The organism is Collimonas sp. (assembly GCF_039923675.1).
In the GTDB taxonomy this organism is placed as follows: Bacteria; Pseudomonadota; Gammaproteobacteria; order Burkholderiales; family Burkholderiaceae_D; genus Collimonas.
Genome location: NZ_JBDTCG010000044.1, coordinates 34,117 through 60,090, shown reverse-complemented (window position 1 = coordinate 60,090; position 25,974 = coordinate 34,117). Strand labels below are relative to the sequence as shown.

Genomic DNA, 25,974 nt, shown 5'->3' with positions numbered 1-25,974 from the left:
TGGGGACAGAGTCATTCGCCACGCTGCGGTGGCTCTTAAACTCTGTCCCGCAATGATTTTATTTTGCAAACATTTGCAGATGCTCAACCACCGGACCAAGCGCCAGGGCCGGTACGTAGTTCAGTACACCTACCAGCACCACCACACCGATCAGCAGCACGATGAACAGCGGACCATGGGTCGGCATCGTGCCGGAGTTCGGCTCCAGCCGCTTCTTGGCGGCGAACGAACCAGCCATCGCCAGGATCGTGACGATGATGATGAAACGTCCGAACCACATCGCAATCGCCAGCATCACGTTATAGAACGGCGTGTTGGCTGACAGGCCGCCGAAGGCGCTGCCGTTGTTGTTGGCGGCCGACGAGAAGGCGTACAGGATTTCACTGAAACCATGCGCACCGGGATTCAAGATACCCGCCACGCCGGCAGTCGCCATGACTGCGATTGCCGTACCGCCCAACACCAGGATCGGTGTCGCCAGGATTGCAATTGACGTCATTTTCATTTCAAACGACTGGATCTTCTTGCCCAGGTATTCCGGTGTGCGGCCGATCATCAGGCCGGCGATAAACACTGCCATGATGGCGAACACCAGCATACCGTACAGGCCGGAACCGACGCCGCCGAACACCACTTCGCCCATCTGGATCAGGGCCATCGGCACCAGGCCGCCAAGTGCGGTGAACGAATCGTGCATGGCGTTCACTGCGCCGCATGAAGCTGCGGTGGTAATCGCTGCAAACAGAGCTGAAGCGCTGATGCCGAAGCGGGTTTCCTTGCCTTCCATATTGCCGCCGGATTGCAGCAAGCTATGCGTCTGGTCGATGCCCAGCGCTGTCAGGCCGGGATGTGACTGCTGCTCGGCATACATTACTACCGCGGTCATGACGACGAAGATGAGCGTCATTGCCGCCAGCACCGCCCAGCCTTGGCGGATATCTCCCACCATGAAGCCGAAGGTGAAGCACAACGCCGCCGGGATCAGGAAAATCGCCAGCATTTGCATGAAATTCGACAAGGGCGTCGGATTTTCATAAGGGTGAGCCGAGTTGGCGTTGAAGAATCCGCCGCCGTTGGTGCCGATCATCTTGATCGCTTCCTGCGACGCCACCGGCCCCATAGGCAGGGTCTGCACCTTGGTGTTCATGGTTTCCAGCACCGGCTTGCCGGCTGCATCGTTGACCGGCTGACCGTCAGCACCGACTTTCGGCTGCTGGTAAGTCAACGGCTGGACGATGGTCGCATCCTTGTAGGAATCAAAGTTCTGGATCACGCCCTGGCTGATCAGGAATACCGAGAAAATTACTGCCAGCGGCAATAACAAGTACACGGTAGTCCGGGTAATGTCAGTCCAGAAGTTACCGATCGACTGTGCCGAATGACGCGAGAAACCGCGGATCAAGGCAAAGGCAACCGCGATACCGGTAGCTGCAGAGAAGAAGTTCTGCACCGCCAGCACCAGCATCTGGGTCAGGTAGCTCATCGCGCTTTCGCCCGAATACCCCTGCCAGTTGGTGTTACTGATAAAACTGACAGCTGTGTTGAGGGCAGAATCAGGGCTAAGATTAGCAAAGTGCTGCGGGTTCAGCGGCAGCCAAAGCTGAAAGCGCTGCAAGCCATACGTCGCCAGCGCGCCGATGGTATTGAATATCAGCAGGGCCAGCGCATAAGTCTTCCAGTTCATTTCCGACTTGGCACGGATGCCGGCACAGCGGTACAGCCATTGTTCGACCCGGCTGAACCAGCCGAAACCGGTGACCGGAGCATGATCGGAGGAGCCTGCGGCGACCTGCACGATAAACTTCCCTAGCGGGTAGCTCAAGACCAGCAGCACCCCCAGGAAAGCGATCAACAACATGATGGATTGGGAGGTCATGTCAGAATTCCTCCGCTTTGATCAGCGCCACGACCAGATACACCAGCAGCGCGACGGTGACTATCGCGCCGAGTACATAAAACGGGTTCATTGACCATCCTCCAGCTTTTTGCAGCCCACAGCCAGCGCCCAGGTGACGACAAACATCGCCACGATCGCACCGACATACATTCCATCCATTACCAGGTCCATCATTACCCTCATTACAGGTTAGTTTCGGTAATGACAGGCTATAGAAAAGTTCCTAAAAATGTCGTAAAGAGACGGGACAGGGGTGTAAACAAAGTGTAAAAAAGCCGTAAAAAACCTGAGGGAATCCCGTTCACGCGAACCGCAAATTCATTTCATGTTTTTTTTGCCACATTCATCTCAAATTTTCCTGGCAAACGCGGTACACTTTCAGCCTCGGCAGCTATCGCAAAAACTCCCACATGCACTACGCCCTAGACCTGCGCACCTTTATATTCAGTCACTATTTCTATACGGGCTTGCGCATCGCCACCGGCGTGGTGGGGCTAACCATGCTGGTGCTCCAGTTCAGCGACCTGCCCACTGCGATGACGGTCTGTATCGGCGCCCTGTCGACCAGCCTGATGGATTTGCCAAGCACCCTGCGCCATAAATTCAACGAGATGCTGTCCAGCGTGCTGCTGTGTACCGTGGTGACGCTGATCATCAGCCTGTGCGCGCCGTTCCACTGGCTGCTCAGCATCATGCTGGTGATCGTCACCTTCCTCGCCTGCATGATGGTGGTGTATGGCAAAAAAGCCATGCCCTTGCAGTTTTCCGCCTTGTTCGTGATGACCTTGTCGATGGAAAACGCCACCAATGTGGAACAGTCGTTTTTCCATACCGGCTTGTTCCTCGCCGGCGGCCTGGCCTATCTGGCTTATTCGATGGTGGTGTCGTGGTTCCTGCGCAGCCGCATCAAGCAGCAGGTGCTGGCCGAAGCGCTGTTCGAGCTGGCGCGCTATATCAATATCAAGGCCGACTTCTACGACATGCATGTCGACCTCAACAGCCAGTTCAACATCCTGGTGCGGCAGCAGATCGTGCTGGCAGAGAAACAGCAGGCATCGCGCGACCTGATCCTGCGCGATCCGCGCAATCAGGAGGATGCGATCCTGGTGCAAGTCCACTTCGGCATGTTCGACCTGTATGAACACATCCTGTCGACCCATACCGACTACGCCATCCTGCGCCAGCATCTGGCGGATGCCGAAGTCCTGACCTATCTGCGCGACATGGTCAACAAGGCGGCCAAGGATATCGAATCGATTGCCTATGCCGTCACCCGCAAACGCGCCTCGTTCGCCAGCGTCAGCTACAAAGCGGAAATGCGTTCGATCGAAGCCGAATTGCTGCAGCTGCAGCAAGACAGCCTGGCGGGCAAGGTATCAGAAGAAGCGCTGGATATCCTGCGCACCAGCTACGGCAAGATTGTCGATGCGATCGACATGATCCAGCAATTGCACCACGCCACCCAAAGCGTGCAGGGACCGTTGCCGGTATTGCTGGGCAAAGACATGACGCCATTCCTGACCCAGCAAAAGTATCAGTTGGGGGTGCTGGTGGCCAACCTGCGCTGGCAGTCGCCGACTTTCCGTTTCGCCGTGCGCGCGGCGCTGGCGATTTCCTGCGGCTTGCTGGCGGCCGATGCCCTGCCCTATGCCGGCCACGGTTACTGGGTGGTGCTGACGATTGCGATCATCCTGAAACCGAGCTTCAGCCTTACCAAGCAACGCCGCAGCGACCGTCTGATCGGCACCTTGATCGGTTGCGTGGCGACCGCGCTGATCCTGCGTTTCGTGCACGAGCCGGTAGCCCTGCTCGGGATACTGTTCCTGGCTACGGTAGCGTCACCGGCCTTCATCTATGTCAAATACCGCTACACCGCGATTGCAGCCAGCATGCAGATCCTGCTGCAAATCAACCTGGTGATTCCGAGCAGCGGCCACGTCATCGGCGAGCGGCTGATCGATACGCTGATCGGCGCGGCGATCGCCACCGCTTTCAGTTTCGTGCTGCCGAGCTGGGAATACCGCACGCTGCCGCAACTGGTCAAGAATGTCTTGAAAAGCAACCAGCGCTTTCTCGACGCCAGCAACAAGCTCATGCAAGGCAAGGCGCTGGACGACTTTATCTACCGCCTCTCCCGCAAGCGTTTTCTGGACAACATGTCAGAACTGGCGTCGACGCTGGTGCGCATGCTCGACGAGCCGGTCAGCAAGCATCGCGCGGTGGAAAACCTGAACCAGTTCATCGTCCAGAATTACCTGGTGATGGCGCACATCGCCGCGCTGCGCATGCTGCTGCGGCGCAATGCCGAAGGCATGCCGCATGCCGCGGTCAATCTTGAACTCGACGCCGCCACCGCGCGCGTTTGCATGACATTGGGACTGGCGGAACATGTGCTCGACCCTGATTCGCCGTTACCCCCGCCTGGTGCGGCAGCCGGCCCGTCAGCTGGCGCAACGCCTGATGCCGACGCCATAACGGTAGCGCCGCAGGAGGCCGACCAGCCGGAAAACTGGCCGGCCTGGCATCCGTTGCAACAACGGGTGGAATTGCTGTATCAGGATAGTGAAAAGATTGCCGTCAACAGCGCCGCGATCGGACGCATTCTGGCGGTCTAAGGGCATCACCAGAAGCGGACCACCCGCAGAAAAAAGGATTTTTGTCAAAATAAAATCAAATTGTTTCTCTGATCAAGACCAGTGAAATACTGGCGCCTGTAGTTTCCATATAGTACTATTTCTACCTGGAAACGCATGTGCGGGTTTTACAATCTTGGAAAGGGTAACAATGAACATCACTATTTTAAAACTGGCAGTCGCATCTGCCCTGCTGTCAGTATCTGTCAGCGCCATGGCCAACGCCAACGGCGGAATCATTCATTTTGTCGGCGCCATCGTTGAACCGCCTTGCAGCACCGGCAGCTTCGATGGCGGCCAGATCAGCATCCGCTGCGAAACCAGAAGCGCCTTCGATGTGGCATTCCGGCGCGTCGGACCTAACGCAAATTCGCCCAACACGACTGTTACCTTGACGCGCGACGGCAAAGCGCTGGACATCAAGGAAGCCAATGCCTACCGCATGGCGCTGCAAGGAAATACGCAATTGGGCTTGAGTGTCAAAAAAACCGCGGCCCGGGCCGAGCTCAGCCCGGTCATCATGACCATCAGCTATCTGTAGATGTGATGCAGGTGGCGGCTATCCAGGCACGCCGCCAAACCGGACCTCCGGCAGGCCATGCACGTCCGCCAGTTGATGGCTGAATACGCCGCCTGCAGCGGGTTCGGCCAGCAAAGCCGCCGCCGACATCGATTCGCGTGCGGTAGTGATATATAAGATATCCAGATTCTCGCCGCCGAAAGCGACGCAGCTAGGTTGCGCCACCGGTACACCGACCATGCGTTCGATGCTACCGTCGGGCGCAAAACGCACTACCCGGTGACCGCCCCATTGGGCATTCCAAAGATACCCTTCGCTATCGATGGCTGAGCCATCCGGATAGCCGGGCTGTGCCGACAAGTCAGCGAACAGGCGCAGATTGCCGACCGTGCCGGCGCCAGTATTGTAGTCGCAGCAATCAATCTTTTTGCTGAGCGTATCGCAGTAATACATGATGCTGCCGTCGGGACTAAAACAGATGCTGTTACTGATCGCTACCGGCGGCAGCGCCAGCCGCTCCAGCGTCAGATCGGTGTTGAGCCGGTAGAACGAGGAGCAGGCGGCCATGTCGGCAGCGTCATTCTTGGTGCCGAAGACGAAGCGGCCGGCGCGGTCGCAACGGCCGTCATTGACCCGGGTATGCGGCAACTCGGCCTCGACCGCGCAAATCGGCGTGACGACGTGGCTGGAAAAATCAAACCAGGCAAGCTGTGAGGCCAGTCCCAGTAATAGCCGGTCATCGTCATTCGTCAGGGCAAAAGTCCCCAACCGTTCCGGCATCGGCCAACTCTGCGTGGTAGCGGTGGCAGGATGATGACGCCATAACGTAGCGCCGAGAATATCGGTCCACAGCAAGCATTGCGTGCGCCGGCACCAGAGCACGCCTTCTCCCAACTGATGTTTACCGTCGAATACCAGGCTTGCGGTGGCCGCTGCAGTTGTCATTGCACATCCTTGAAAAAAATAATAACGAGGCCGTTCGGCCTCGTTATTGTATTACCCATCAGTTTAAATCAAAGCATCAGAAAGAATGACTGGCGCCCACATAGCCGCCGTTCTGGCTGTGGCCCGGCAAAGGATTGTCGCCGCTCATTTCGACCGAGAAATCGGCATTGCCCTTGTTGCGCACGGTGCCGACGCTAGCGTACAGCAAAGTACGCTTGGACAGGTTGTAGTTGGCGCCCAGCATGAACAGGTTGCCGCTGCCGCCGTCATTGCTGAGCTTGGCATGGAAGGCGCCGCCGATCAGGGTCAGCGCCGGCGTCAGCGTATAGTTGGTGCCGATCCAGTAATGCTGGATCTTGTCCGGGCTGCCGGCGACGGCATCCGGCGCCGAGACATTTTCATAAGCCGCAAACAGCTTCAGGGCATCTACCGTGTATGTGCCGCCCACGATCAGGTCCTTGGACGCGGCGTACACGTCGCTGTACCTGCCGTTGACATCGCGTATTACGTCATAGATCGCGCGCAGCTCCAAACCGGCCACTGTGTAGACCAGCGAGATGCCGTCGCTGCGGCCGTTGCGGGTCGAACCGGCCTGTTCGCCCAGGCTGGTTTGCGCGGTAGCGTTAAAGCCGCTCCAGGTCGGGGTCTGGTATTCGATCACGTTGTTGGCGCCCGGCCAGTTGCGGCCCTTGACCAGATTGGCGGTACCGATGAATTGCTGGCCGGTCGGATCGAGGTACCAGACGTCGTTGACGATGAACAGGTTCTTGCCGAACTTGATCGACCCGGCGCTGCCGTTCAAGCCGACATAGGAACGGCGATTGAACAGCGCGCTGCCATTGGTCTGCCCGGTCGGCGCATTGAAGCCGGATTCCAGCAGGAAGAACGCGCCCAACCCGCCGCCCAAGTCTTCCGTGCCCTTGAAGCCGATCATGCTGGTGCCCCATTGATTGCCGGAGGTGCCGAACTTGCTGCCGGTGGCGCCGGTCGGATTGCCGTTGGCATCCTTCAGTGCGACGCCGCTCTGGAAATCGAGGCCGGCGTCGACCCGGCCGTAGATGGTGACATTGGTTTGAGCCTGGGCCGGCGCGGCGCCAAGGCAGAGCAAACCGAATGCTGCGGTTGCAGCCAGCGCCTTGAGAGGCACGCCTGTGGTGTTAGCGAATAGCATGTTACGTCTCCTTGAATTTATTTTCTTATGTGTACCCCTGATCGTCAGGATCGAGGCTGGACTCATAGTAAGGATTCGATTGATATCCATCCAATGAATTTTTACGCCACATCGATACTATGTTTGGTATCATTTTAAGAGCTGCACCAAGGCAACACCGATCGGGCGGCATATAAAAACCAACTAAAGAGACGACCATGTCCACAAACGACACCAACTGGTTTCTGCGTGCACGCCTGAAAACCCGTCAGCTGCTGTTGCTGATTGCCTTGGATGAAGAACGCAATATCCATCGCGCGGCGGAAGCGCTCAACATGACGCAGCCGGCCGCCTCCAAGCAGCTCAAGGATCTGGAAGACATGCTGGATGTGCAGCTGTTCGAGCGGCTGCCGCGCGGCATGCGGCCGACCATCTATGGCGAGGCCATGATCCGCCATTCACGCATGGCGCTGACCAGTTTGTCGCATGCCCATGAAGACATCACCGCACTAAAGTCGGGCCTGTCAGGCCAGGTCAATGTCGGCGCGATCCTGTCGCCCGGGATGGTGCTGTTGCCGCCGGCGATTGCGCGGCTCAAGCAGCAAGCGCCGATGCTGCGGATCGGCGTCGAGGTCGAGAGCAGCAACATCCTGCTGGAACGCTTGCAGCGCGGCTCGCTGGATTTCCTGGTGGCGCGCATCATGGACCAGGATGACAACCGCAACCTGGAATATGAAGAGTTATCCGATGAGCCGGTATGCGCGGTAGCGCGGGTCGACCACCCGCTGCGCCATGTCTCGAACCTGCAGTTGAAGGATATCGCCGATAGCGGCTGGATCCTGCCGCCCAAGGGCAGCATCCTGCGCCACCGGGTCGACATGATGTTCCACAAGGATGGCCTGGCGCCGCCCGCCAACGTGGTCGACACCACCGCCATCCTGGTGATCAGCAGCCTGCTGCAGCAGACCGATTTCCTGCATGTGATGCCGGCCGAGGTGGCGCGCTTTTATGTGCAGGTGAATGTGCTGGCGATACTGCCGATCGAACTGCCATGCAAGATGGACGGCTTCGGCATCATCACCCGCCGCCTGCAGATTCTGTCGCCGGGCGCGAAGATTTTGCAACAGACGATCCGTGACGTGGCGGCGCAAATTTATTAGCGCACAGAATGAAGTCCGTCGTACTTGCCGCACGCTGGCTTATCGCCCGCACAGGCAGCCATGATGCGGGCCTGCGCACAGCGTCGGCGAGAACTTCCCTGCTATCAGATGTCGAACAACAACGGCAAACGCGGATGATCAGGCCCAGCCGGCGTCAACGATGAATTCCTGCGCGGTACACATCGCGCTGTCATCCGCCGCCAGGAACAGCACCATGCGCGCCAGATGCCAGGGTTGCAGTTTACCCGGCAGGCACTGGTTGCGCTTGATGTCTTCCTCACCCGCTGCATCAAGCCATAAGGCAATCTGCCGCTCGGTCATCACCCAGCCGGGGGAGACTGTGTTGACGCGGATATTGTGCGGCCCGAGGTCGCGCGCCAGGCCGCGGGTCAAGCCCACTACTGCTGCCTTGGCGGTGGTGTAGACCGGATAGCCACCGTTGGACAAATGCCAGCTGATCGAACTCAGGTTGATGATCGAGCCGCCGCCCTTTTTCTGCATGCCGGGAGCGACTGCCTGGCAGGTAAAAAACATGGGACGCTGGTTGATGGCGATGCGGTCGTTCCAGTACTCGACGGTGACGTCCTGCCATTGATGGCGCTGGTCGTTGGCGGCATTGTTGACCAGTACATCGAAATCGCCCAGCTCTTGTGCGAAGTCTTGCATGGTGGCTTGCAATGCAGGAATGTCGCGGATGTCGCAATGGCGGAACAAGGGCTTGACCAGACCGGCGTCGGCCAGACGCTGGCACAGGGCTTCGCTCGCCGCCGTTTCGATGTCGACAAAAGCCACGCGAGCGCCCTGCTCGGCAAAGGCGCTGACAATCGCCTCGCCGATGCCGCTACCGCCACCGGTGACGAATACGCTTTTGCCTTTCAGGCTGGGGAAATTCGCCAACTGTTCAATTCCAACATTCTTTACTGCCGACATGACAACTCCTGTTCAATGTGATGCGAACGTATCTTGATTATTTCTTCAGCTGGCCGTTAATCCGCTGCCAGATAGCCAGCGGATTGGCATCCTGGATCGCCGCAGGCAACAGGTCCTGTGGAATGTTCTGATAGGAAACGGGCCGCAAAAATCGTTCAATCGCAGCGGTGCCGACTGACGTGCTGCGGCTGTCGGAAGTTGCCGGGAACGGCCCGCCATGCACCATCGAATAGGAAACTTCAACGCCGGTCGGGAAGCCATTGGCCAGGATCCGCCCGACCTTACGTTCCAGGATCGGCAGCAAGCTGCGCACGACGTCATGATCGCCATCCGTCATCTGCAAGGTAGCAGTCAGCTGGCCTTCCAGATGCTCGGCCACTTCCTGCATCTCGGCGACATCCTTGCACGCGATCAGTAGCGAGGTCGGACCGAATACTTCTTCCGACAATGTCGGATCGGCCAGGAAATCCTCGGCGCTGGTAGCAAACAACGCCGGCACGCCCTTGCCGGCGGCATCACCGGCGACGCCGTGGCTCAACTGGCGGGCTCTGGGGTTGCCGGCAAGGCGACCGACTCCCTGCTCATAGGCATTGTGAATGCCGGCGGTAAGCATGGTGCCGGCGCTGCGTTGCGCCAGTTGCAGGGCAGCTGCGGCGCGAAAACGTCCCAGGTCCGGCCCTTCCACCGCCAGCACCAAACCCGGATTGGTGCAGAACTGGCCGACGCCGAGCACCAAGGAATCGACAAAACCCGTGGCGAGCGCATCGGTCTTCTCGGCCAACGCATGCGGCAACAGGAAAACCGGATTGATGCTGCTCATTTCCGCATACACCGGAACCGGTTGCGGACGCGCCGCAGCGGCGGCCATCAGCGCCAGGCCACCCTGGCGCGAGCCGGTAAACCCGACCGCCTGGATCGCCGGATGTTTCACCAATTCGACGCCAAGCTGGTTGCCGATGCCGGTCAGCAGGGAGAACACGCCTTCCGCCAAACCCGCAGCGGCGACCGCTTTCTGAATCGCCCTGCCGACCAGCTCGGAGGTGCCGGGATGGGCAGGATGCGCCTTGACCACGACCGGGCAACCGGCTGCCAGCGCTGACGCGGTATCGCCGCCAGCCACCGAAAACGCCAGCGGAAAATTACTCGCGCCGAACACCGCCACCGGTCCCAGCGCAATCATGCGCAGGCGCAAATCGACGCGCGGCAAAGGCTGGCGGTCCGGCAGGGCCGGATCGATACGGGCATCCAGCCAGGAGCCTTCGCGCAGTACTTCAGCAAACAATTTAAGCTGGCCAACCGTGCGGCCGCGCTCGCCTTCCAGGCGGGCCCGCGGCAAACCGCTTTCCTGCATGGCGCGTTCGATCAGCTGGTCACCCAGTTCGATGATGTTGTGTGCAATGCTTTCCAGGAAACGCGCGCGCGTCTCGGGATCGGTGGCGCGATACGGATCGAACGCAATCCGCGCCAGGTCGCAGGCGCAATTTATTTCCGCCTTGCCGGCGGTGTGGAAGGCCGGCTGCAGATTGGCGCCGGTGGCCGGATCGAGCGCAAAGAAATCAGCGCCGCCGCCTTTGATGCTGGAGGCGCCGATCAGCGACTCGCCTGTAATGTTCATGGTTTTCCTGACAATGGTTGTCGACAGCTTACAACTGATGGATCTGCGGCGCGGGTAAAGTCTCGACCGCCAGGCGATTGCGCAACGGCGGGCCAAAAGCGGCGACATCGATCTCGAACGTTTCGCCGGGAACGACCTGGATGCCGTCGGAACAGCTCAGGGTGGCGGTGCCGAAAAAATGGATATGCACATCGCCCGGACGACGGAACAGCGGATACTTGAAATGATGGTATTCCAGGTTGGCGACCGTATGCGACATATTATCCTCACCGCTGACGAACGGCTTTTCCCAACGCACCTGGCCTTGGCTATCGCGAATACGCGACATGCCGGCCACATGCCCCGGCAGAGCGCCGACCAGCAACGCCGGTCCGACCGCACATACCCGTAGCTTGGAATGGGCCAGGTACAGATAGTTCTGCCGCTCGGTGACATGATCGGAGAACTCGTTGCCGATGGCGAAGCCGAGCCGGTATGGCGCGCCATCCGGCCCGATCACATACAGCGCTGCAATCTCCGGCTCTTCGCCGCCATCCAGCGCGAAATGCGGCATCGTCAGCGGCTGCTCGGCAGCGCGCACGATGCTGCCGTCACCCTTGTAAAACCATTCAGGCTGGACCCCGGTTTCGCCGACAGCGGGCTTGCCGCCATCCAGTCCCATGCGGAACATTTTCATGCTGTCGGTCAGCGTATCGACATCGCTGATTTTCTTATGCATCGCATCGCGGCCGTCGGCGCTGCCCAGATGCGTGAGGCCGGTGCCGGTGACGTAGCAATGCGCGCTGTCGCTATGGTCCAGCGGCGCCAGCAACTGGCCGGCTAGCGCTACTTCGGCATAGTCCAGCACGGAGGCACCCAGTCCCGCGCCGACGAGCGCTTCCAGAGTGCTGCCGGCGGCAATTGCCGCTTGCGCCAGATCGTAGGTTGAGGCATAGCCGTCAACCACGTGGATCTTCCGGCCTTCATCTTCCAGAACGCCAATCAGGCGCTGGCCGTCGGCTTGCTTGAATTGAACCAACAACATGTGCTTCTCCAATCTAAAACCTGTTCAGTGAGAGTGCTTAGTGTGAACGCTTAGGGGCGTCTCTAAAAGCTCCGTCATTCCCGCGTCCGCGGGAATGACGCCCCTAGAGCTATTCGAGGTTCCATTAGTGCGAATGTTTAGGTACGGCCGAACCACGGCAACCCACCAGGAAATCGAAATCGCAACCTTCATCGGCTTGCAATACGCGATCGATGTACAGCCGTTGATAACCGCTGTGCGCCGTCACCATTTCCGCATTGAGCGCCGTCCTGGCAATCTGGCGCTGCGCCATCTCTGCATCGCTGATATCCAGGTGTAAACGCCCGGCTTCGCAATCGAGCTCGATCCAGTCGCCATCTTCCACGACCCCCAGCGGTCCACCCGCGGCAGCTTCCGGCGCCACATGCAGCACCACTGTACCGTAAGCGGTGCCGCTCATGCGGGCGTCGGAAATCCGCACCATGTCCTTGATACCTTGCGCCAGCAACTTCGGCGGCAAACCCATGTTGCCGACTTCCGCCATGCCGGGATAACCTTTCGGGCCACAGTTTTTCATCACCAGTACCGAACTGGCGTCGACATCCAGCTCTGGATCGTTGATACGTTTCTTGTAATGATCGAAATCTTCGAACACTACCGCCTTGCCGCGATGCTTCATCAGTTCAGGCGTGGCGGCCGATGGCTTCAGCACCGCGCCGCGCGGCGCCAGGTTGCCGCGCAAGATGCAGATGCCGCCGTCGGCGATCAGCGGTTTGTCGATAACGCGGATGACTTCGTCGTTGTAGATCGGCGCGTCCTGGTTGTTTTCCCAGAGCGACTTGCCGTTGACAGTCAACGCATCCTTGTGCGGCAGCAGGCCGGCTTCCCCCAGGCGACGCAAGACGCCCGGCAAGCCGCCGGCGTAGTAGAACTCCTCCATCAGGAAGCGGCCGGATGGTTGCAGATCGACCAGGGTCGGCGTACCGCGGCCGATGCGTGTCCAGTCTTCCAGTTCCAGCGGCACGCCGATACGGGCGGCGATGGCTTTCAGATGAATCACCGCGTTGGTGGAACCGCCAATCGCGGCATTGACGCGGATGGCGTTTTCAAATGCTTCGCGGGTCAGGATTTTCGACAGCCTCAAGTCTTCCCATACCATGTCGACAATCCGCATGCCCGACATGTGCGCCAGCACGTAACGGCGCGCATCGACTGCCGGAATCGCCGCGTTGTGCGGCAAGGAAGTGCCCAGCGCTTCGGCCATGCAGGCCATGGTGGAAGCCGTGCCCATGGTGTTGCAGGTGCCGGCCGAACGCGACATGCCGGATTCGGCCGCCAGGAATTGATGCATGCTGATCTGGCCGCCTTTGACCGCTTCGCTCAGTTGCCAGACTGCGGTGCCGGAACCGAGGTCCTTGCCTTCATGCTTACCGTTCAGCATCGGGCCGCCGGTCACCACGATCGCCGGCACATCGCAGCTGGCCGCGCCCATCAACAATGCAGGCGTGGTCTTGTCGCAGCCGACCAGCAGCACCACCGCATCCATCGGATTGCCGCGGATCGATTCTTCCACATCCATGCTGGCCAGGTTGCGCGTCAGCATGGCGGTCGGCCGCAGGTTCGATTCGCCGTTGGAAAATACCGGGAACTCGACAGGGAAGCCGCCAGCCTCGTAGATACCGCGCTTGACGTGTTCGGCGATCTTGCGGAAGTGGGCGTTGCACGGGGTCAGTTCCGACCAGGTATTGCAGATGCCGATGATCGGCTTGCCCTGGAATTCGTGATCAGGAATACCCTGGTTCTTCATCCAGCTGCGGTACATCATGCCGTTCTTGTCATTGCTGCCAAACCATTCGGCGGAACGCAGCGGGCGTTTTTTATCGACAGTCATCTTTGGCTTCCTCATGAAATTCTGAAAATCAGGCGACATCCGGCCGCAGCGGAACGGATGCCTGCTTTTAAAATTTTTAATCTCCACTCAGTCATTGCTGACCGGGTCATTCCCGCGCACGCGGGAATGACGATGCTTTTAATTGAAATAGTCCGGCTTATTTGTTCTTGTTGTAGACGTCGACAAATACCGCGGCCAGCAATACCAGGCCCTTGATCACCTGCTGATAGTCAATGCCGATGCCCATGATCGACATGCCGTTGTTCATCACGCCCATCACGAAGGCGCCGATCACCGCCCCCATGACCTTGCCGACGCCACCCGAGGCCGAGGCGCCGCCGATGAAGCAGGCTGCGATCACGTCCAGCTCAAAACCGGTACCCGCTTTCGGCGTGGCCGTATTCAGGCGGGCTGCAAAAATCAGGCCGGCCAATCCCGCCAGCATGCCCATGTTGATGAAGGTATAGAACGACACGCGGGAAGTCTTGATGCCGGACAGCTTGGCCGCCTTCTCGTTACCGCCGACCGCGTAGATGCGGCGTCCGATCGTGGTACGGTTGGCGATGAAGGTGTATACCACCATCAGCAGGAACATGATGATCAGGACGTTCGGCATGCCTTTGTAAGACGCCAGCAGATAACTGAAGAAAATGATGACGGCGGCAAATATCGCATTTTTGACGATGAAGAACACGTAAGGTTCATCTTCCATGCCGTGCTTGTTTTGCTTGGCGCGCGCCCGTATCTTGACGAAAATCAGGATCGCGGCGACCGCCACGCCTGCCAGCAAGGAGGTGATGCGCAAGTTGGCGCCATTGAACAGATCCGGAATGAAGCCGGAGCTAAGCATCTGGAAATCATCGGGAAACGGGCCGATCGACTGTCCTTGCAACAGCGCCAGGGTCAATCCCTTGAACACCAGCATGCCGGCCAGCGTAACGATAAACGACGGAATCTTGAAGAACGCCACCCAATAACCCTGCGCCGCACCGATCACGCCACCGGCCAGGATGCACAGGACGCTCGCCAATACAAAATTCACATGCAGGTTGACGATCAGCACCGCCGCCAGCGCACCGATGAAGCCGACCACCGAGCCCACCGACAAATCGATGTGGCCGGCGACGATCACCATCAGCATGCCGAGCGCCATGATGACGATGTAGCTGTTTTGCAGCACCAGGTTGGTCAGGTTCAACGGTTCCATCAAGGTACCGTCGGTCATGTACTGGAAGAAGCCCATGATCACGACCAGCGAAATCAGCATGCCATATTCGCGCATGCTGTTTTTCAGGAAACCGGTGTACTCCTTTTTTTCCGGCAAAGGCCGGGCCCGGTTTTCACTTGCCGCGGGCGCTACGATTTCGTTCTTCATTTCAGTTGTCTCCGTTCTTCACATTCCGTACGATGGCGCGCATGATTTTTTCCTGGGATGCTTCCGCGGCGCTCATTTCGCCAACGAAATTCCCCTCGTTCATGACATAGACGCGATCGCACATGCCGAGCAGCTCCGGCATTTCCGATGAAATCATGATGATGCATTTTCCTTCGCTCGCCAGCTGGCTGATGATCGTGTAGATCTCGTACTTGGCACCGACGTCGATACCGCGCGTCGGCTCATCCAGGATCAGCACGTCCGGATTGGAAAACAGCCATTTGCTGAGCACCACTTTCTGCTGGTTGCCGCCCGACAGATTCAGCACTTTCTGGAACACGTTGGAACAGCGGATTTTCAGCTGGCGGCGATAATCCGCAGCGACCGCATATTCCCGCCCTTCGTCGATCACGGACTTGTCCGCCACGCCATCGAGATTGGCCAGCGTGATATTTTTCTTGATGTCCTGGTCCAGGATCAGGCCGTAGCCTTTTCTGTCTTCGGTGACATAGGCGATGCCGTTGTCGATGGCTTTCTGCACCGTGCCGACATCGATTTCCTTGCCGCGCAAAAAGACCTTGCCGCTGATGCGCTGGCCGTAGGCGCGGCCGAAAATACTCATCGCCAGTTCGGTGCGGCCGGCGCCCATCAGACCGGCAATGCCGACGATCTCGCCCTTTTTGACGTGAAAATCAACACCCTTGATCACCTGCCGTTCCGGATGGATCGGGTGATGTACGCGCCACTGCTTGACCTCGAAAATGGTTTCGCCGATCTGCGGGCTGCGCTTGGGATAACGGTCGGCCATCTCGCGGCCCACCATGTTCTGGATGATGCGGTCTTCGCTGATCACTTCTTTGTGGCAGTCCAGCGTATCGACCGTGCTGCCGTCGCGCAGGATCGTGATCGAATCCGCGACTTTGGAAATCTCGTTGAGCTTGTGCGAAATCAGGATCGAGGAAATACCCTGCGCCTTGAGTTCCAGCAGCAGTTCGAGCAAGGCATCGCTATCGCTTTCATTCAGGCTGGCGGTCGGCTCGTCGAGGATCAGCAGCTTGACTTGCTTGGATAGCGCCTTGGCAATCTCGATCAGTTGCTGCTTGCCGACGCCGAGGTTGGTGATCAGTGCGTTGGGCGATTCCTTGAGGCCGACTTTCGCCAGCAGCTCCTTGGTCTTTGCATACGAGCCGGCCCAGTCGATGACGCCGTGCCTGGCTTGCTCGTTACCGAGGAAAATGTTTTCCGTTATCGACAGCAATGGCACCAAGGCCAGTTCCTGATGGATGATGATGATGCCGCATTCTTCACTGTCGGCGATGCCTTCGAATTGTCGTGTCTGGCCTTGGTAGTGGATATCGCCGGTGTAGGAACCATGCGGATATACCCCGCTCAGCACTTTCATCAAGGTTGACTTGCCGGCGCCGTTTTCGCCGACTACAGCGTGGATCTCGCCGCTGCGTACTACCAGATTGACATTGTCTAATGCTTTGACTCCCGGGAATGTCTTCCCGATCCCGCGCATTTCCAGGATGGTTTCCATCTGCTATGACCTCGCTTACCACTATTCAACAGGACCTGCACAAATACCGGACTGTAGGGTGGGCGGCATGCCCACCCTACCAGAGCATTATTTAACCTGGCTTTCTGTGTAATAACCGCTGCCGACCAGCACTTGCTTCCAGTTGGAGACATCGACGCTGACTGGCTTCAACAGATAGGAAGGCACGATCTTGACGCCGTTGTTGTAGGTCTTGGTATCGTTGATGGCTGGCGTTTTACCGCTCAACACGGCATCGACCATGCCGACCGTCACCTTGGCCAGCTCACGCGTGTCCTTGAAGACGGTTTGGCGCTGCTCGCCGCGGATGATCGATTTTACCGACGGGATCTCGGCGTCCTGGCCGGTCACGATCGGCATTGGCTGCTTAGGCGTACCGTAGCCGACACCCTTGAGCGACGACAAGATGCCGATACTGATGCCGTCATACGGCGACAACACTGCGTCCACATGGGCATTGCCGTAGTAGGCGCTGAGCAGGTTATCCATGCGTGCCTGGGCTACCGCGCCGTCCCAGCGCAAGGTGGATACCTTGTCCATGCCGGTCTGCTTGCTGCGCACTACCAGCTTGCCTTTATCTATGTATGGCTGCAATACCGACATCGCGCCGTTGTAGAAAAAGAAGGCGTTGTTATCGTCCGCCGAACCGCCGAACAGTTCGATATTGAACGGGCCTTTGCCGCCCTTCAGGTCCAGCGCTTTTTCAATATAGCTGGCTTGCAGCACGCCAACCTGGAAGTTGTCGAAAGTCGCGTAGTAGTCAACGTTCTTGGAATTGCGGATCAGGCGGTCATAGGCGATGACCTTGACGCCTTTGTCGGCGGCCTTTTGCAGGGCATTGGTGAGTGTGGTGCCATCAATGGCGGCGACCACCAGGACTTTCACGCCCTTGGTCACCATGTTTTCAATCTGCGCCAGCTGGTTCGGGATGTCGTCTTCGGCGTATTGCAAATCGGTCTTGTAACCCTTTTCCTTGAACACCTTGACCATATTGTCGCCGTCGGCGATCCAGCGCGCGGAAGACTTGGTCGGCATCGAGATGCCGATCAGGCCCTTCTCTTGCGCACTCGCATGGGTTACCAGGCCAAACATGCCAATCATCAATCCAACAATCGTCGTTTTAAGCATTTTCACAGCTTGTCTCCTTTAGTTACTCTAGTTATTTTGATCTTCTGTCAGAACTTGGTGAAGCCACTACTACTTGCTACTGCTTGGGTGATCCGGATAACGGCGGGAATCCGCGAATACTGGCATGCGTTTTCCAAACAGCAATTCCGAAACTGTAAATATAGACCTTTCCTGGTGGATTTCCTCGCTATCTTACGAACATTACCGATATCAAACAAATGAATTTTTAAGATATTTCGATATCGATTTAGATATCAATGTAAAAAAAGACAAACTACCTGGAGAGCCTTTCGCCGCTAATCACAAGAGAATAAATACCGAAGCCAGTGTAAAAACACTTGGCCCGGCTTACTAATCACTTTTTAATCACAATCGATATCCATTTTGATATTAGTTGTCAGGTAGAGCCCGCAACCTGATCAAGCAGGCCTCCGATTCAGGACCAATTGCGGCAAAAAGCCAGGAACTGCATCAGCCGCAGCGAGAGGATTTTGTGTTTGCTATGGATCAGGTAGAAATGCCGGTGCAATCTGGGCAGCGTGGTTTTCAACGCTACCAACTTCCCGCTTTGCAAGAAATCGGCGACTACCGCTTGCGACAGGCAACTGAGTCCAAGCCCGGCAGCAGTGGCGTGTTTGATCGCTTCCGAATTGCCAAACTCGCAGCTTTGCCGCAAATGATGCAGATGCGGCAACAAGGCTTGCTCGACCGCCTCGCGCGTACCGGAACCGGGTTCACGCAACAGCCATTCCGCTTCGCGCAACTGCGCCACGCCGATCTTCTTGTCGCCTGCAATGCCTTTCACAATCGGATGCTGCGGCGAACCGACGATCAGCAACTCGTCCAACATCCATGGTTCAACCTGCAAGTCCGGTGCGTGACAAGGCCCTTCGATCAAACCGACATCGACTTCGAAATTAGCTACAGCGGCGACAATGTCGGCGGTATTGGCGATCGTCACCCGCACTTGCAGCTCGCTATGCAGCTCCCGATAGGAGGCGATCAGCGACGGCAGCAAGTAACTGCCGATGGTGGTGCTGGAGCCGATCTGCAAGCCTCCGCCCTGCGCCATGCCCGGCGACAAGAATTGCTGCTCGATGGTCTTGGCGGCATCCACCACCTGCGCTGCCTGCGGCAACAGCAGACGGCCGTTATCGTTAAGCATCAGGCGCTTGCCAACGCGGTCGAACAAGCGGCAATCGAGCAGGTTTTCCAGCTCGTTCAGCGCGGCGCTGGTGGCGGATTGCGATAACGCAACCTGATCAGCCGCCGCAGTGGTGCTGCCGGATTGAGCTACGGCCAGGAATATCTGTAATTGGCGGATGGTGAGACGCATCGTGGCTGGGCCTTGGTAGTGGGCGTCGAACAAGAGGCTCGGCAATAATCTACCCATAAAACAGGTTGATTATACAAAATTAATCTGTTTTCCTTTTAAACACCAGATAGTTATAGTGGATTCCATGGCAGCGCACTTCAACGCCGCATCTTGATTGGAACCATAGTGAGCACCTCGACACTGGCAAGCCCAGCCCAAATACAAAAAACCCGTTCGCCGCTATTGGCAAATCTGGCCGGCATAATATTAAGCGCCTTGATCGCAGCAGTTGCAATCACCGCCGCCGCCAATATCGACTGGCTGCAGGCGCACGGCTTCAGCGCATTGACGCTGGCGATCATGATCGGCATGCTGGTCGGCAACCTGGGCTATCGGCGGATAGCGCCGGCCTGCGGACCTGGCGTCAATTTCTCCAAGCAAAACCTGCTGCGGCTAGGCATCATCCTGTACGGTTTTCGCCTGACCTTCCAGGATATCGGCCATGTCGGCCTGAGCGGCGTCCTGATCGATGCGCTGGTGCTGTGCTCGACTTTCGGCATGGCGCTGCTGCTCGGCACGCGCTTGTTCAAACTGGATCGCAACACCGCCATGCTGATCGGCGCCGGCAGTTCGATCTGCGGCGCGGCGGCGGTGATGGCGACCGAACCGGTGCTGCGCGCCCAGCCGGCCCAGGTCACGGTGGCGGTGGCGACCGTGGTGGTGTTCGGTTCGCTGGCGATCTTCCTCTACCCGCTGCTGTATCAGTTGAATCTGCACTGGCATTTCCTGGCGGCTTCGCCGCTGGCCTACGGCATCTATACCGGCTCGACCGTGCATGAAGTGGCCCAAGTGGTCGCGGCGGCGCGCGCCATCAGCCCCGACGCCGCGAATACCGCGGTGATTACCAAGATGGTGCGGGTGATGATGCTGGCGCCGTTCCTGATGTTGTTGTCGGCCTATGTGGCGAAGAAATCGGCTGGTACAAAGAAAACCGGTGGCACGGCAAAACAAGGCGCGGGCCGCCTGGCGATTCCCTGGTTTGCCTTCGGTTTTGTGGCAGTGGTGGCGCTCAACTCGCTGGCCGTGCTGCCGCACACGCTGGTAGCGCATATCAACGATGTGGATAACGTATTGCTGGCCATGGCGATGGCGGCGCTAGGCATCTCCACCCATTTTTCGTCGATACGCACCGCCGGCATCAAGCCTCTGCTATTCGCCGCTTGCCTGTTCGGCTGGCTGATCGTGGCTGGCGCGGTGATCAACAATGCGGTGCTGCGCCTGTTTGCCTGATCCGCAGCCGGAAACCGGAGCGGCCCGCCAAGGTATTTCCTTGCCGGGCCGCTCTGCCGTCAGGCGGCCGATTCTTTAGGCAACGACGCCATGTCAATCACAAAGCGATATTTGACATCGCTCTTCAGCATTCTCTCGTAGGCCTGGTTGATATCCTGGATTGCGATCATCTCGATATCAGAGACAATCCCGTGCTCGGCACAGAAATCCAGCATTTCCTGGGTTTCCTTGATGCCGCCGATCAGGGAGCCGGCCAGGGTGCGGCGTTTCATGATCAGGTTGAATACATTCGGCGACGGATGCGGCTCCGCCGGAGCACCCACCAGCGTCATCGCGCCATCCCGTTTCAGCAGATTCAAAAAAGCATCCAGACTGTGCGGCGCTGCGACCGTGTTCAAGATGAAATCGAAACTGTTGACGTGCTGCGCCATCTGCGCATCATCCTTGGAGATCACCACTTCGTCGGCCCCCAGCCGCAAGGCGTCGTCAATCTTGTTCGGCGAGGTGGTGAACAGCACCACATGCGCGCCCATCGCGTGGGCGATCTTGACACCCATGTGGCCGAGCCCGCCCAGCCCGACGATGCCGACCTTGTGGCCCTTGCCGACTTTCCAGTGACGTAGCGGCGAGTAGGTGGTGATGCCGGCGCAGAGTAGCGGCGCCGCTGCCGCCGGATCAAGCTTGTCCGAGATGTGCAGGACGAATTTCTGGTCGACCACGATATTGCTGGCGTAACCGCCGAAGGTGACGCCGCCGCTATGTTTGTCGCCAGCGTTGTAGGTGCCGGTGAAACCGTTTTCGCAATATTGCTCCAGCCCTTCGGCACAGCTCGGACAATGCTGGCAGGAATCCACCATGCAGCCGACGCCAGCCAGGTCGCCGGCCTTGAACTGCTTGACCTGGTCGCCGACCTGGATCACCCGGCCGACAATTTCATGGCCCGGTACTGCCGGATAGACGGTGTTGTGCCATTCGTTGCGTGCGGTATGCAAATCGGAGTGGCAGACGCCGCAAAACAAAATCTCGATCTGGACATCATGGGGGCTCGGCGAACGACGCTCAAAGGCGTATGGCACCAACGGCGTGTGTGCATTATGCGCGGCATATCCTAGTGCTTTCAGCATGACATTTCCTTTTCGATATGTGGAACCGCAGATCTGGAACACCTGGAAATCGCTATCAGGGCGTTCAATGCGCGAGCTTATCGCACCTGATAAGGCTTTACCGGCAGCAACGGAGCGCCGGACAGGCACGATCCATGGCAGCAGCGAAACTCCACTATACGCCAATACAAATAAATCATATGTTCAGTCATAAATGTCATAAACGACTGTCAAAAAACAACATAATTTACCAACGTCATTTAAATTGAAAATATTTTCCATAAAAATTAAAAAAATAAGTGCATTTTTCTTATTGATAGGTAATATCCAATCCGTTCAACTAGTAACAATTAGTAACAATTAGTAACAATAGTAACCAGTTATTACAGTCAGTCTCAAGCCGGACGCCAGGATAAATTACTCAAAATATCAAAGGGAAGAAATGAAAAAGACCGTATTCGCATTAGCCGCCCTCGGCCTGATCGGCGCCAATGCACACGCTCAAACCAATGTCACAATCTATGGCTTGATCGATACCAGCCTCACTTACACCAGCAAGGTCGGCCCGAAGAACAGTAGCCGTTTCAGCGTCGACTCCGGCGACCTCTCGACTTCCCGTATCGGCTTCAAGGGCACGGAAGATCTGGGCGGCGGCTTGAAAGCCATTTTCCAGCTGGAAAACGGTTTCAATACAGACGACGGCTCGCTCGCAACTGCCAGTACCTTGTTTGACCGCAAAGCGGTGGTCGGCCTGTCCGGCAGCTTCGGTACGGTCACCATCGGCCGCCAAACCGATTACCTGGATGACATCGGTAGCAAATACACTTCCGTGCAGACATTCGGCAGCAACGGCATCAAGGGCGGCCATTTCAATAACCTGGACCGCATCGGCGGCGTCCGCGCCAATAATTCGATCCGCTACGACAGCGCCAACCTGAGCGGCTTTACCGGCAGCCTGTTCTACGGTTTCGGCGAAGTTGCAGGCCAAACATCGGCAGGTCAGGCTTTCGGCCTGGCGGGCAACTATGCGAATGGCCCGTTCGGCATCGGCATCGGCTACTTCCAGACCAAACTGGCTGCCGATGCACTGCCTGGCAAGGCTGGCGACACCGATCTCAAGACCTTCACCCTCGGCGCCAGCTACCAGGCCGGCCCGGCCAAGATCTACGGCGCATGGTCGCAAAGCAAGCGTCCGCTGCAAACTGCGTTGGCCGCGACCGGCCTGGTCAACATCACCACCGCCACCAAAGCCAACATCTTCGACCTGGGCGTAGATTATTCCTTGTCGGGCAACCTGCATTTTCTGGCCAGCGTGATCTATGACCGCGCCGACATCAGCCGCAAAACCACCGGCTCGACCAAAGGCAAGACTACCCAGCTGAACCTAGGCATCGACTACTACCTGTCGAAGCGCACCGACCTGTACGCCATGTACAGCAACCAACGCGCCAACGACGTCAACAATCCGGGCGTGGTCAACGGCGCCTACAGCAACGCGCCAGCGGACGACAGCAGCCAGAACGTCTTGCGCGTCGGCCTGCGTCACAAGTTCTGATTAGTGAACGGTAGTTACCTGCCCTAATAAAAAAAGGGGGAAACATGGTTTCCCCCTCTTCTTTTCTACCGCGGAAATCCGCAGGAATCTGTGAGCACGCTTAGAACGTGAGCGTCTTGACGCCGTCAGGTGTGCCCAGCAAACAGACATTAGCGCCTTGCTGCGCAAACAGGCCGACCGTCACCACGCCGGTGATCTGGTTGATTTGCCGCTCCAGTTCGACCGGATCGGTGATCTTCAGGTCGACCATGTCGATGATCACGTTGCCATTGTCGGTAATCAGTGGAATGCCATCCTTGAAACGCAAGCGCGGTTCACCGCCGAACTTGATCAGCTTGCGCGCCACTACCGCCTGCGCCATCGGGATCACTTCGATCGGCAACGGAAATTTGCCCAACACCTTGACCAGCTTGGAACCATCGGCGATACAGATGAATTTCTCGGCCACGGAAGCCACGATCTTTTCGCGCGTCAACGCCGCACCGCCGCCTTTGATCATCGCACCCTGTGCAGTGATTTCATCGGCGCCGTCGACATAGACCGGCATGGTCGCGACCTGGTTCAGGTCATAGACTTCGATGTCGTGCGCGCGCAGGCGGGCCGCAGTCGCCTCGGAGGAGGCTACCGCACCCTTGATGCGGTGCTTGATCTTGGCCAGTTCATCGATGAAGAAATTGGCGGTAGAACCGGTGCCGACGCCGACAATCTGGCCGTCGACCACGTATTTAATTGCTTCGCGGGCAACAGCTTGTTTGAGTTGATCCTGAGTCATGGCAGTCATGGCGATGTCTTGAAAGAGATAAAACCAGTATTTTAACCAATCGCTGACCCAGATCCCTAAATCAATCGTCGGTTGCGGGCAGTCAGTGCTTTTCGTCCGGCTGCTCTTCCAATGTTTCGCGCAAGGCGATCTGCAGCCTGGAATGCAATTTGACAAAGCGCTGCCACAACACCACCACCAGTACGGCGGCGCCGACCAGCACCAGGATCAGCAGATTGGTCGGCGGCAGGATGCGGCTGCTGAGCGCGGTAATCATCAGCATGATGCCGATGATCGAGACCACCGGAATCACTTCCGCAATCACGCGCCGCACTGCATGATTGTAGGAGCCGGCCCATTCCGGCTTGACGCTGATTTCCGCCAGCAGCATGCTCAGCGCGTGCAATTTGCGATAAGTCGCGATCAGGAATGGCAGCGACAACAGCAGCGCCCCGCCCCACACGATGGCATCCTGGATTTGCGGGTCCGCCACCCAGGCCGACATGCTGCCCCCCAGTGTCTCGGCAAAATAGCCGCCGATAATGAAGATCGCCGCGACCAGCGCCAGGTTCACCACCACCTGCAGCAGGATGCGCCGGATGATCCGCGACAGCTCGGCGCGATCGCCTTGCGGCTGCAGGCTGGCGAGCCAGGTCGAATACATGCCGAACACTGCCGACATTTTTTGCGGCATGGCCTTCGCCAGGCGGCTGGAAAGCGGATCGGCCAGCTTGATAAGGTAAGGCGTCAGCAAGGTTGTCACCGCCGATACCGCCACCACAGTCGGATACAGGAAATCGCTGGTGACTTTCAGGCTGACGCCGAGCGCGGCGATGATGAATGAAAATTCGCCGATCTGCGACAACCCCATGCCGACTCGCATCGAGGTGCGGCCGTCCTGCCCGGACAAGAAAGTGGCGAGGCCGCAGCTGACAACCTTGCCTAGCACCACCGCAATCGTGATCACGGCAATCGGCAACCAGTATTGCGCCAGGATGGAAGGATTGAACAAGAGGCCGATCGCCACGAAGAAAATCGCGCTGAACATGTCCCGTACCGGTTCGATCAGGCGCTCGATCTGGTGCAGGTGGCGCGACTCGGCCATCACCGCACCGATCAGGAAAGCGCCCAGCGCCACGCTGTATTCCATTTTCATGACCAGCAGGCAGAAGCCGAAACACAGGCCGAGCACCGTCACCAGCAGCATTTCCTTGCTCTTGAAGCGCGCCACATAATCCAGCAAGCGCGGCACGATCAGGATCCCTGCGACCAGCGACACGATCATGAACAAGACCAGCTTGCCGATCGTGACGATGGCATCGCCGGCATCGACCGAACCGCTGGTAGCCGCGCCCGAGAGCAACGCGATCATGCCGATCGCCAGCACATCTTCGACGATCAGGATGCCGAAAATCAGCTGTGCGAATTTTTCGCGTTTCATGCCCAGTTCGTTGAGGGCTTTGACGATGATGGTGGTGGACGACACCGACAGCATGGCGCCGAGGAATATCGCATCCATCTGCTTCCAGCCGAAATAGATGCCGATTTCGTAGCCGATCCACAGCATCAGCGTAATCTCCGCCAGCGCCGCGACGAACGCGGTAGCGCCGACCTTGGCCAGCTTCTTCAGACTGAATTCCAGTCCCAGCGAAAACAGCAGGAAGATGACGCCGAGTTCCGCCAGGATCTGGATCGTGCGTTCATCGGTGATCAGGGAAAACGGTGGCGTATGCGGCCCGATGATGACGCCGGCGACGATATAGCCGAGCACCACCGGTTGCTTGAAACGGTTGAACAGCACCGTGACGACGCCGGCAATCAGCATGATTACAGCCAGGTCCTGGATGAAGGTTTCTACTGCGTGGTGCATGGGCAAGCTTTCCGAATAGAAGAAGCAGCTATTGGGGAGGCGCACAAACAGAAGCGGCGCAGAGGGCGCCGCCATGCAAGGCAGTGATGGATAAGTATGACAAACAGCGTGGAAAAACCGAATTTCCGTGCTTGGTTTTCTTGCAACACTATATGCTATCGAATGTTTATTTTCAATAGCATAATGATTTTAGGCTGTGATGTGAGAACGATGTAGAGCCGCTCGACATGAGCCGCTCAACGTGAGCCGCTCAACGTGAGCCACTCAACGTGAGCC

Annotated in this window: 21 protein-coding genes; 6 read left to right on the top strand and 15 right to left on the bottom strand. The window is 57.8% G+C overall.

The features are described from left to right. Window positions 1-58: 58 nt before the first annotated feature. A complete protein-coding gene (gene kdpA, locus ABI171_RS08750; RefSeq protein WP_348092186.1) occupies window positions 59-1,876 on the bottom strand; it encodes a potassium-transporting ATPase subunit KdpA in 1,818 nt (605 codons plus the stop codon). Between the two features lies 1 nt (window position 1,877). Continuing rightward, window positions 1,878-1,967: a K(+)-transporting ATPase subunit F gene (kdpF, locus tag ABI171_RS08745; protein WP_348092185.1), complete on the bottom strand. Its 90-nt coding sequence runs from the start codon at window positions 1,965-1,967 to the stop codon at window positions 1,878-1,880. Between the two features lie 340 nt (window positions 1,968-2,307). On the opposite strand from kdpF, the gene ABI171_RS08740 reads away from it, so the two are divergent. Continuing rightward, entirely contained in the window at window positions 2,308-4,512 is a 2,205-nt protein-coding gene (locus tag ABI171_RS08740) for an FUSC family membrane protein (protein WP_348092184.1), read from the top strand. Window positions 4,513-4,681: 169 nt separating this feature from the next. After that, window positions 4,682-5,071: a hypothetical protein gene (locus ABI171_RS08735; RefSeq protein ID WP_348092183.1), complete on the top strand. Its 390-nt coding sequence runs from the start codon at window positions 4,682-4,684 to the stop codon at window positions 5,069-5,071. Window positions 5,072-5,089: 18 nt separating this feature from the next. Here the strand turns inward: ABI171_RS08735 and ABI171_RS08730 are convergent, their stop codons facing one another. Together ABI171_RS08730 and ABI171_RS08725 are read right to left on the bottom strand one after the other, a co-directional pair. Further along, window positions 5,090-5,995 (bottom strand): SMP-30/gluconolactonase/LRE family protein, encoded by a 906-nt coding sequence (locus tag ABI171_RS08730; protein ID WP_348092182.1) that lies wholly within the window; start codon window positions 5,993-5,995, stop codon window positions 5,090-5,092. 76 nt (window positions 5,996-6,071) lie between these two features. Beyond that, window positions 6,072-7,166, bottom strand: coding sequence for a porin (locus ABI171_RS08725; protein ID WP_348092181.1), 1,095 nt, complete (start codon window positions 7,164-7,166; stop codon window positions 6,072-6,074). 197 nt (window positions 7,167-7,363) lie between these two features. On the opposite strand from ABI171_RS08725, the gene ABI171_RS08720 reads away from it, so the two are divergent. Continuing rightward, window positions 7,364-8,305 carry a LysR family transcriptional regulator gene (locus ABI171_RS08720; protein ID WP_348092180.1) on the top strand — a complete coding sequence of 314 codons (942 nt, stop codon included), beginning with the start codon at window positions 7,364-7,366 and terminating at the stop codon, window positions 8,303-8,305. Between the two features lie 138 nt (window positions 8,306-8,443). Here ABI171_RS08720 and ABI171_RS08715 read toward each other — a convergent pair whose 3' ends face one another. The 7 genes from ABI171_RS08715 to chvE all read right to left on the bottom strand — a co-directional run bounded on the left by ABI171_RS08715 (window position 8,444) and on the right by chvE (window position 17,778). Continuing rightward, complete coding sequence (locus ABI171_RS08715; RefSeq protein WP_348092179.1) at window positions 8,444-9,235, bottom strand: SDR family oxidoreductase; 792 nt, start codon at window positions 9,233-9,235, stop codon at window positions 8,444-8,446. A gap of 37 nt (window positions 9,236-9,272) precedes the next feature. Then, complete coding sequence (locus ABI171_RS08710) at window positions 9,273-10,850, bottom strand: aldehyde dehydrogenase (NADP(+)) (protein ID WP_348092178.1); 1,578 nt, start codon at window positions 10,848-10,850, stop codon at window positions 9,273-9,275. 28 nt (window positions 10,851-10,878) lie between these two features. Further along, window positions 10,879-11,874 (bottom strand): AraD1 family protein, encoded by a 996-nt coding sequence (gene araD1 / locus ABI171_RS08705; protein ID WP_348092177.1) that lies wholly within the window; start codon window positions 11,872-11,874, stop codon window positions 10,879-10,881. A 124-nt stretch (window positions 11,875-11,998) separates the two neighbouring features. Next, a complete protein-coding gene (locus ABI171_RS08700) occupies window positions 11,999-13,744 on the bottom strand; it encodes an IlvD/Edd family dehydratase (protein ID WP_348092176.1) in 1,746 nt (581 codons plus the stop codon). A 157-nt stretch (window positions 13,745-13,901) separates the two neighbouring features. Further along, window positions 13,902-15,119, bottom strand: a complete 1,218-nt coding sequence (gene mmsB / locus ABI171_RS08695) for a multiple monosaccharide ABC transporter permease (protein WP_348092175.1) — start codon at window positions 15,117-15,119, stop codon at window positions 13,902-13,904. Window position 15,120: 1 nt separating this feature from the next. Beyond that, a complete protein-coding gene (gene mmsA, locus ABI171_RS08690; RefSeq protein ID WP_348092174.1) occupies window positions 15,121-16,659 on the bottom strand; it encodes a multiple monosaccharide ABC transporter ATP-binding protein in 1,539 nt (512 codons plus the stop codon). 87 nt (window positions 16,660-16,746) lie between these two features. After that, complete coding sequence (chvE, locus tag ABI171_RS08685) at window positions 16,747-17,778, bottom strand: multiple monosaccharide ABC transporter substrate-binding protein (RefSeq protein WP_348092196.1); 1,032 nt, start codon at window positions 17,776-17,778, stop codon at window positions 16,747-16,749. 151 nt (window positions 17,779-17,929) lie between these two features. Here chvE and ABI171_RS08680 point away from each other — a divergent pair, with 151 nt between their 5' ends. Beyond that, a complete protein-coding gene (locus ABI171_RS08680) occupies window positions 17,930-18,160 on the top strand; it encodes a hypothetical protein (RefSeq protein ID WP_348092173.1) in 231 nt (76 codons plus the stop codon). Between the two features lie 81 nt (window positions 18,161-18,241). On the opposite strand, the gene ABI171_RS08675 is transcribed toward ABI171_RS08680, so the two are convergent. Continuing rightward, window positions 18,242-19,141, bottom strand: coding sequence for a LysR family transcriptional regulator (locus tag ABI171_RS08675; RefSeq protein ID WP_348092172.1), 900 nt, complete (start codon window positions 19,139-19,141; stop codon window positions 18,242-18,244). 165 nt (window positions 19,142-19,306) lie between these two features. Between ABI171_RS08675 and ABI171_RS08670 the strand changes: the two genes are divergently transcribed. Beyond that, window positions 19,307-20,410 (top strand): YeiH family protein, encoded by a 1,104-nt coding sequence (locus tag ABI171_RS08670; protein ID WP_348092171.1) that lies wholly within the window; start codon window positions 19,307-19,309, stop codon window positions 20,408-20,410. 59 nt (window positions 20,411-20,469) lie between these two features. On the opposite strand, the gene ABI171_RS08665 is transcribed toward ABI171_RS08670, so the two are convergent. Beyond that, window positions 20,470-21,534: an NAD(P)-dependent alcohol dehydrogenase gene (locus ABI171_RS08665; RefSeq protein WP_348092170.1), complete on the bottom strand. Its 1,065-nt coding sequence runs from the start codon at window positions 21,532-21,534 to the stop codon at window positions 20,470-20,472. 421 nt (window positions 21,535-21,955) lie between these two features. Between ABI171_RS08665 and ABI171_RS08660 the strand changes: the two genes are divergently transcribed. Beyond that, a complete protein-coding gene (locus ABI171_RS08660; protein ID WP_348092169.1) occupies window positions 21,956-23,068 on the top strand; it encodes a porin in 1,113 nt (370 codons plus the stop codon). A gap of 100 nt (window positions 23,069-23,168) precedes the next feature. Here the strand turns inward: ABI171_RS08660 and rpiA are convergent, their stop codons facing one another. Beyond that, on the bottom strand, window positions 23,169-23,840 hold the full coding sequence (rpiA, locus tag ABI171_RS08655; protein WP_348092195.1) for a ribose-5-phosphate isomerase RpiA: 672 nt from the start codon (window positions 23,838-23,840) through the stop codon (window positions 23,169-23,171). A gap of 91 nt (window positions 23,841-23,931) precedes the next feature. Further along, window positions 23,932-25,698 (bottom strand): cation:proton antiporter, encoded by a 1,767-nt coding sequence (locus tag ABI171_RS08650; protein ID WP_348092168.1) that lies wholly within the window; start codon window positions 25,696-25,698, stop codon window positions 23,932-23,934. Between the last annotated feature and the right edge of the window lie 276 nt (window positions 25,699-25,974).

Excerpts from the sequence above, each read along its gene's own strand:
- kdpA (WP_348092186.1), bottom strand. The coding sequence starts at position 1,876 with ATGACCTCCCAATCCATCATGTTGTTGATCGCTTTCCTGGGGGTGCTG.
- kdpF (WP_348092185.1), bottom strand. The coding sequence starts at position 1,967 with ATGAACCCGTTTTATGTACTCGGCGCGATAGTCACCGTCGCGCTGCTG.
- ABI171_RS08740 (WP_348092184.1), top strand. The coding sequence starts at position 2,308 with ATGCACTACGCCCTAGACCTGCGCACCTTTATATTCAGTCACTATTTC.
- ABI171_RS08735 (WP_348092183.1), top strand. The coding sequence starts at position 4,682 with ATGAACATCACTATTTTAAAACTGGCAGTCGCATCTGCCCTGCTGTCA.
- ABI171_RS08730 (WP_348092182.1), bottom strand. The coding sequence starts at position 5,995 with ATGACAACTGCAGCGGCCACCGCAAGCCTGGTATTCGACGGTAAACAT.
- ABI171_RS08725 (WP_348092181.1), bottom strand. The coding sequence starts at position 7,166 with ATGCTATTCGCTAACACCACAGGCGTGCCTCTCAAGGCGCTGGCTGCA.
- ABI171_RS08720 (WP_348092180.1), top strand. The coding sequence starts at position 7,364 with ATGTCCACAAACGACACCAACTGGTTTCTGCGTGCACGCCTGAAAACC.
- ABI171_RS08715 (WP_348092179.1), bottom strand. The coding sequence starts at position 9,235 with ATGTCGGCAGTAAAGAATGTTGGAATTGAACAGTTGGCGAATTTCCCC.
- ABI171_RS08710 (WP_348092178.1), bottom strand. The coding sequence starts at position 10,850 with ATGAACATTACAGGCGAGTCGCTGATCGGCGCCTCCAGCATCAAAGGC.
- araD1 (WP_348092177.1), bottom strand. The coding sequence starts at position 11,874 with ATGTTGTTGGTTCAATTCAAGCAAGCCGACGGCCAGCGCCTGATTGGC.
- ABI171_RS08700 (WP_348092176.1), bottom strand. The coding sequence starts at position 13,744 with ATGACTGTCGATAAAAAACGCCCGCTGCGTTCCGCCGAATGGTTTGGC.
- mmsB (WP_348092175.1), bottom strand. The coding sequence starts at position 15,119 with ATGAAGAACGAAATCGTAGCGCCCGCGGCAAGTGAAAACCGGGCCCGG.
- mmsA (WP_348092174.1), bottom strand. The coding sequence starts at position 16,659 with ATGGAAACCATCCTGGAAATGCGCGGGATCGGGAAGACATTCCCGGGA.
- chvE (WP_348092196.1), bottom strand. The coding sequence starts at position 17,778 with ATGATTGGCATGTTTGGCCTGGTAACCCATGCGAGTGCGCAAGAGAAG.
- ABI171_RS08680 (WP_348092173.1), top strand. The coding sequence starts at position 17,930 with ATGCGTTTTCCAAACAGCAATTCCGAAACTGTAAATATAGACCTTTCC.
- ABI171_RS08675 (WP_348092172.1), bottom strand. The coding sequence starts at position 19,141 with ATGCGTCTCACCATCCGCCAATTACAGATATTCCTGGCCGTAGCTCAA.
- ABI171_RS08665 (WP_348092170.1), bottom strand. The coding sequence starts at position 21,534 with ATGCTGAAAGCACTAGGATATGCCGCGCATAATGCACACACGCCGTTG.
- ABI171_RS08660 (WP_348092169.1), top strand. The coding sequence starts at position 21,956 with ATGAAAAAGACCGTATTCGCATTAGCCGCCCTCGGCCTGATCGGCGCC.
- rpiA (WP_348092195.1), bottom strand. The coding sequence starts at position 23,840 with ATGACTCAGGATCAACTCAAACAAGCTGTTGCCCGCGAAGCAATTAAA.
- ABI171_RS08650 (WP_348092168.1), bottom strand. The coding sequence starts at position 25,698 with ATGCACCACGCAGTAGAAACCTTCATCCAGGACCTGGCTGTAATCATG.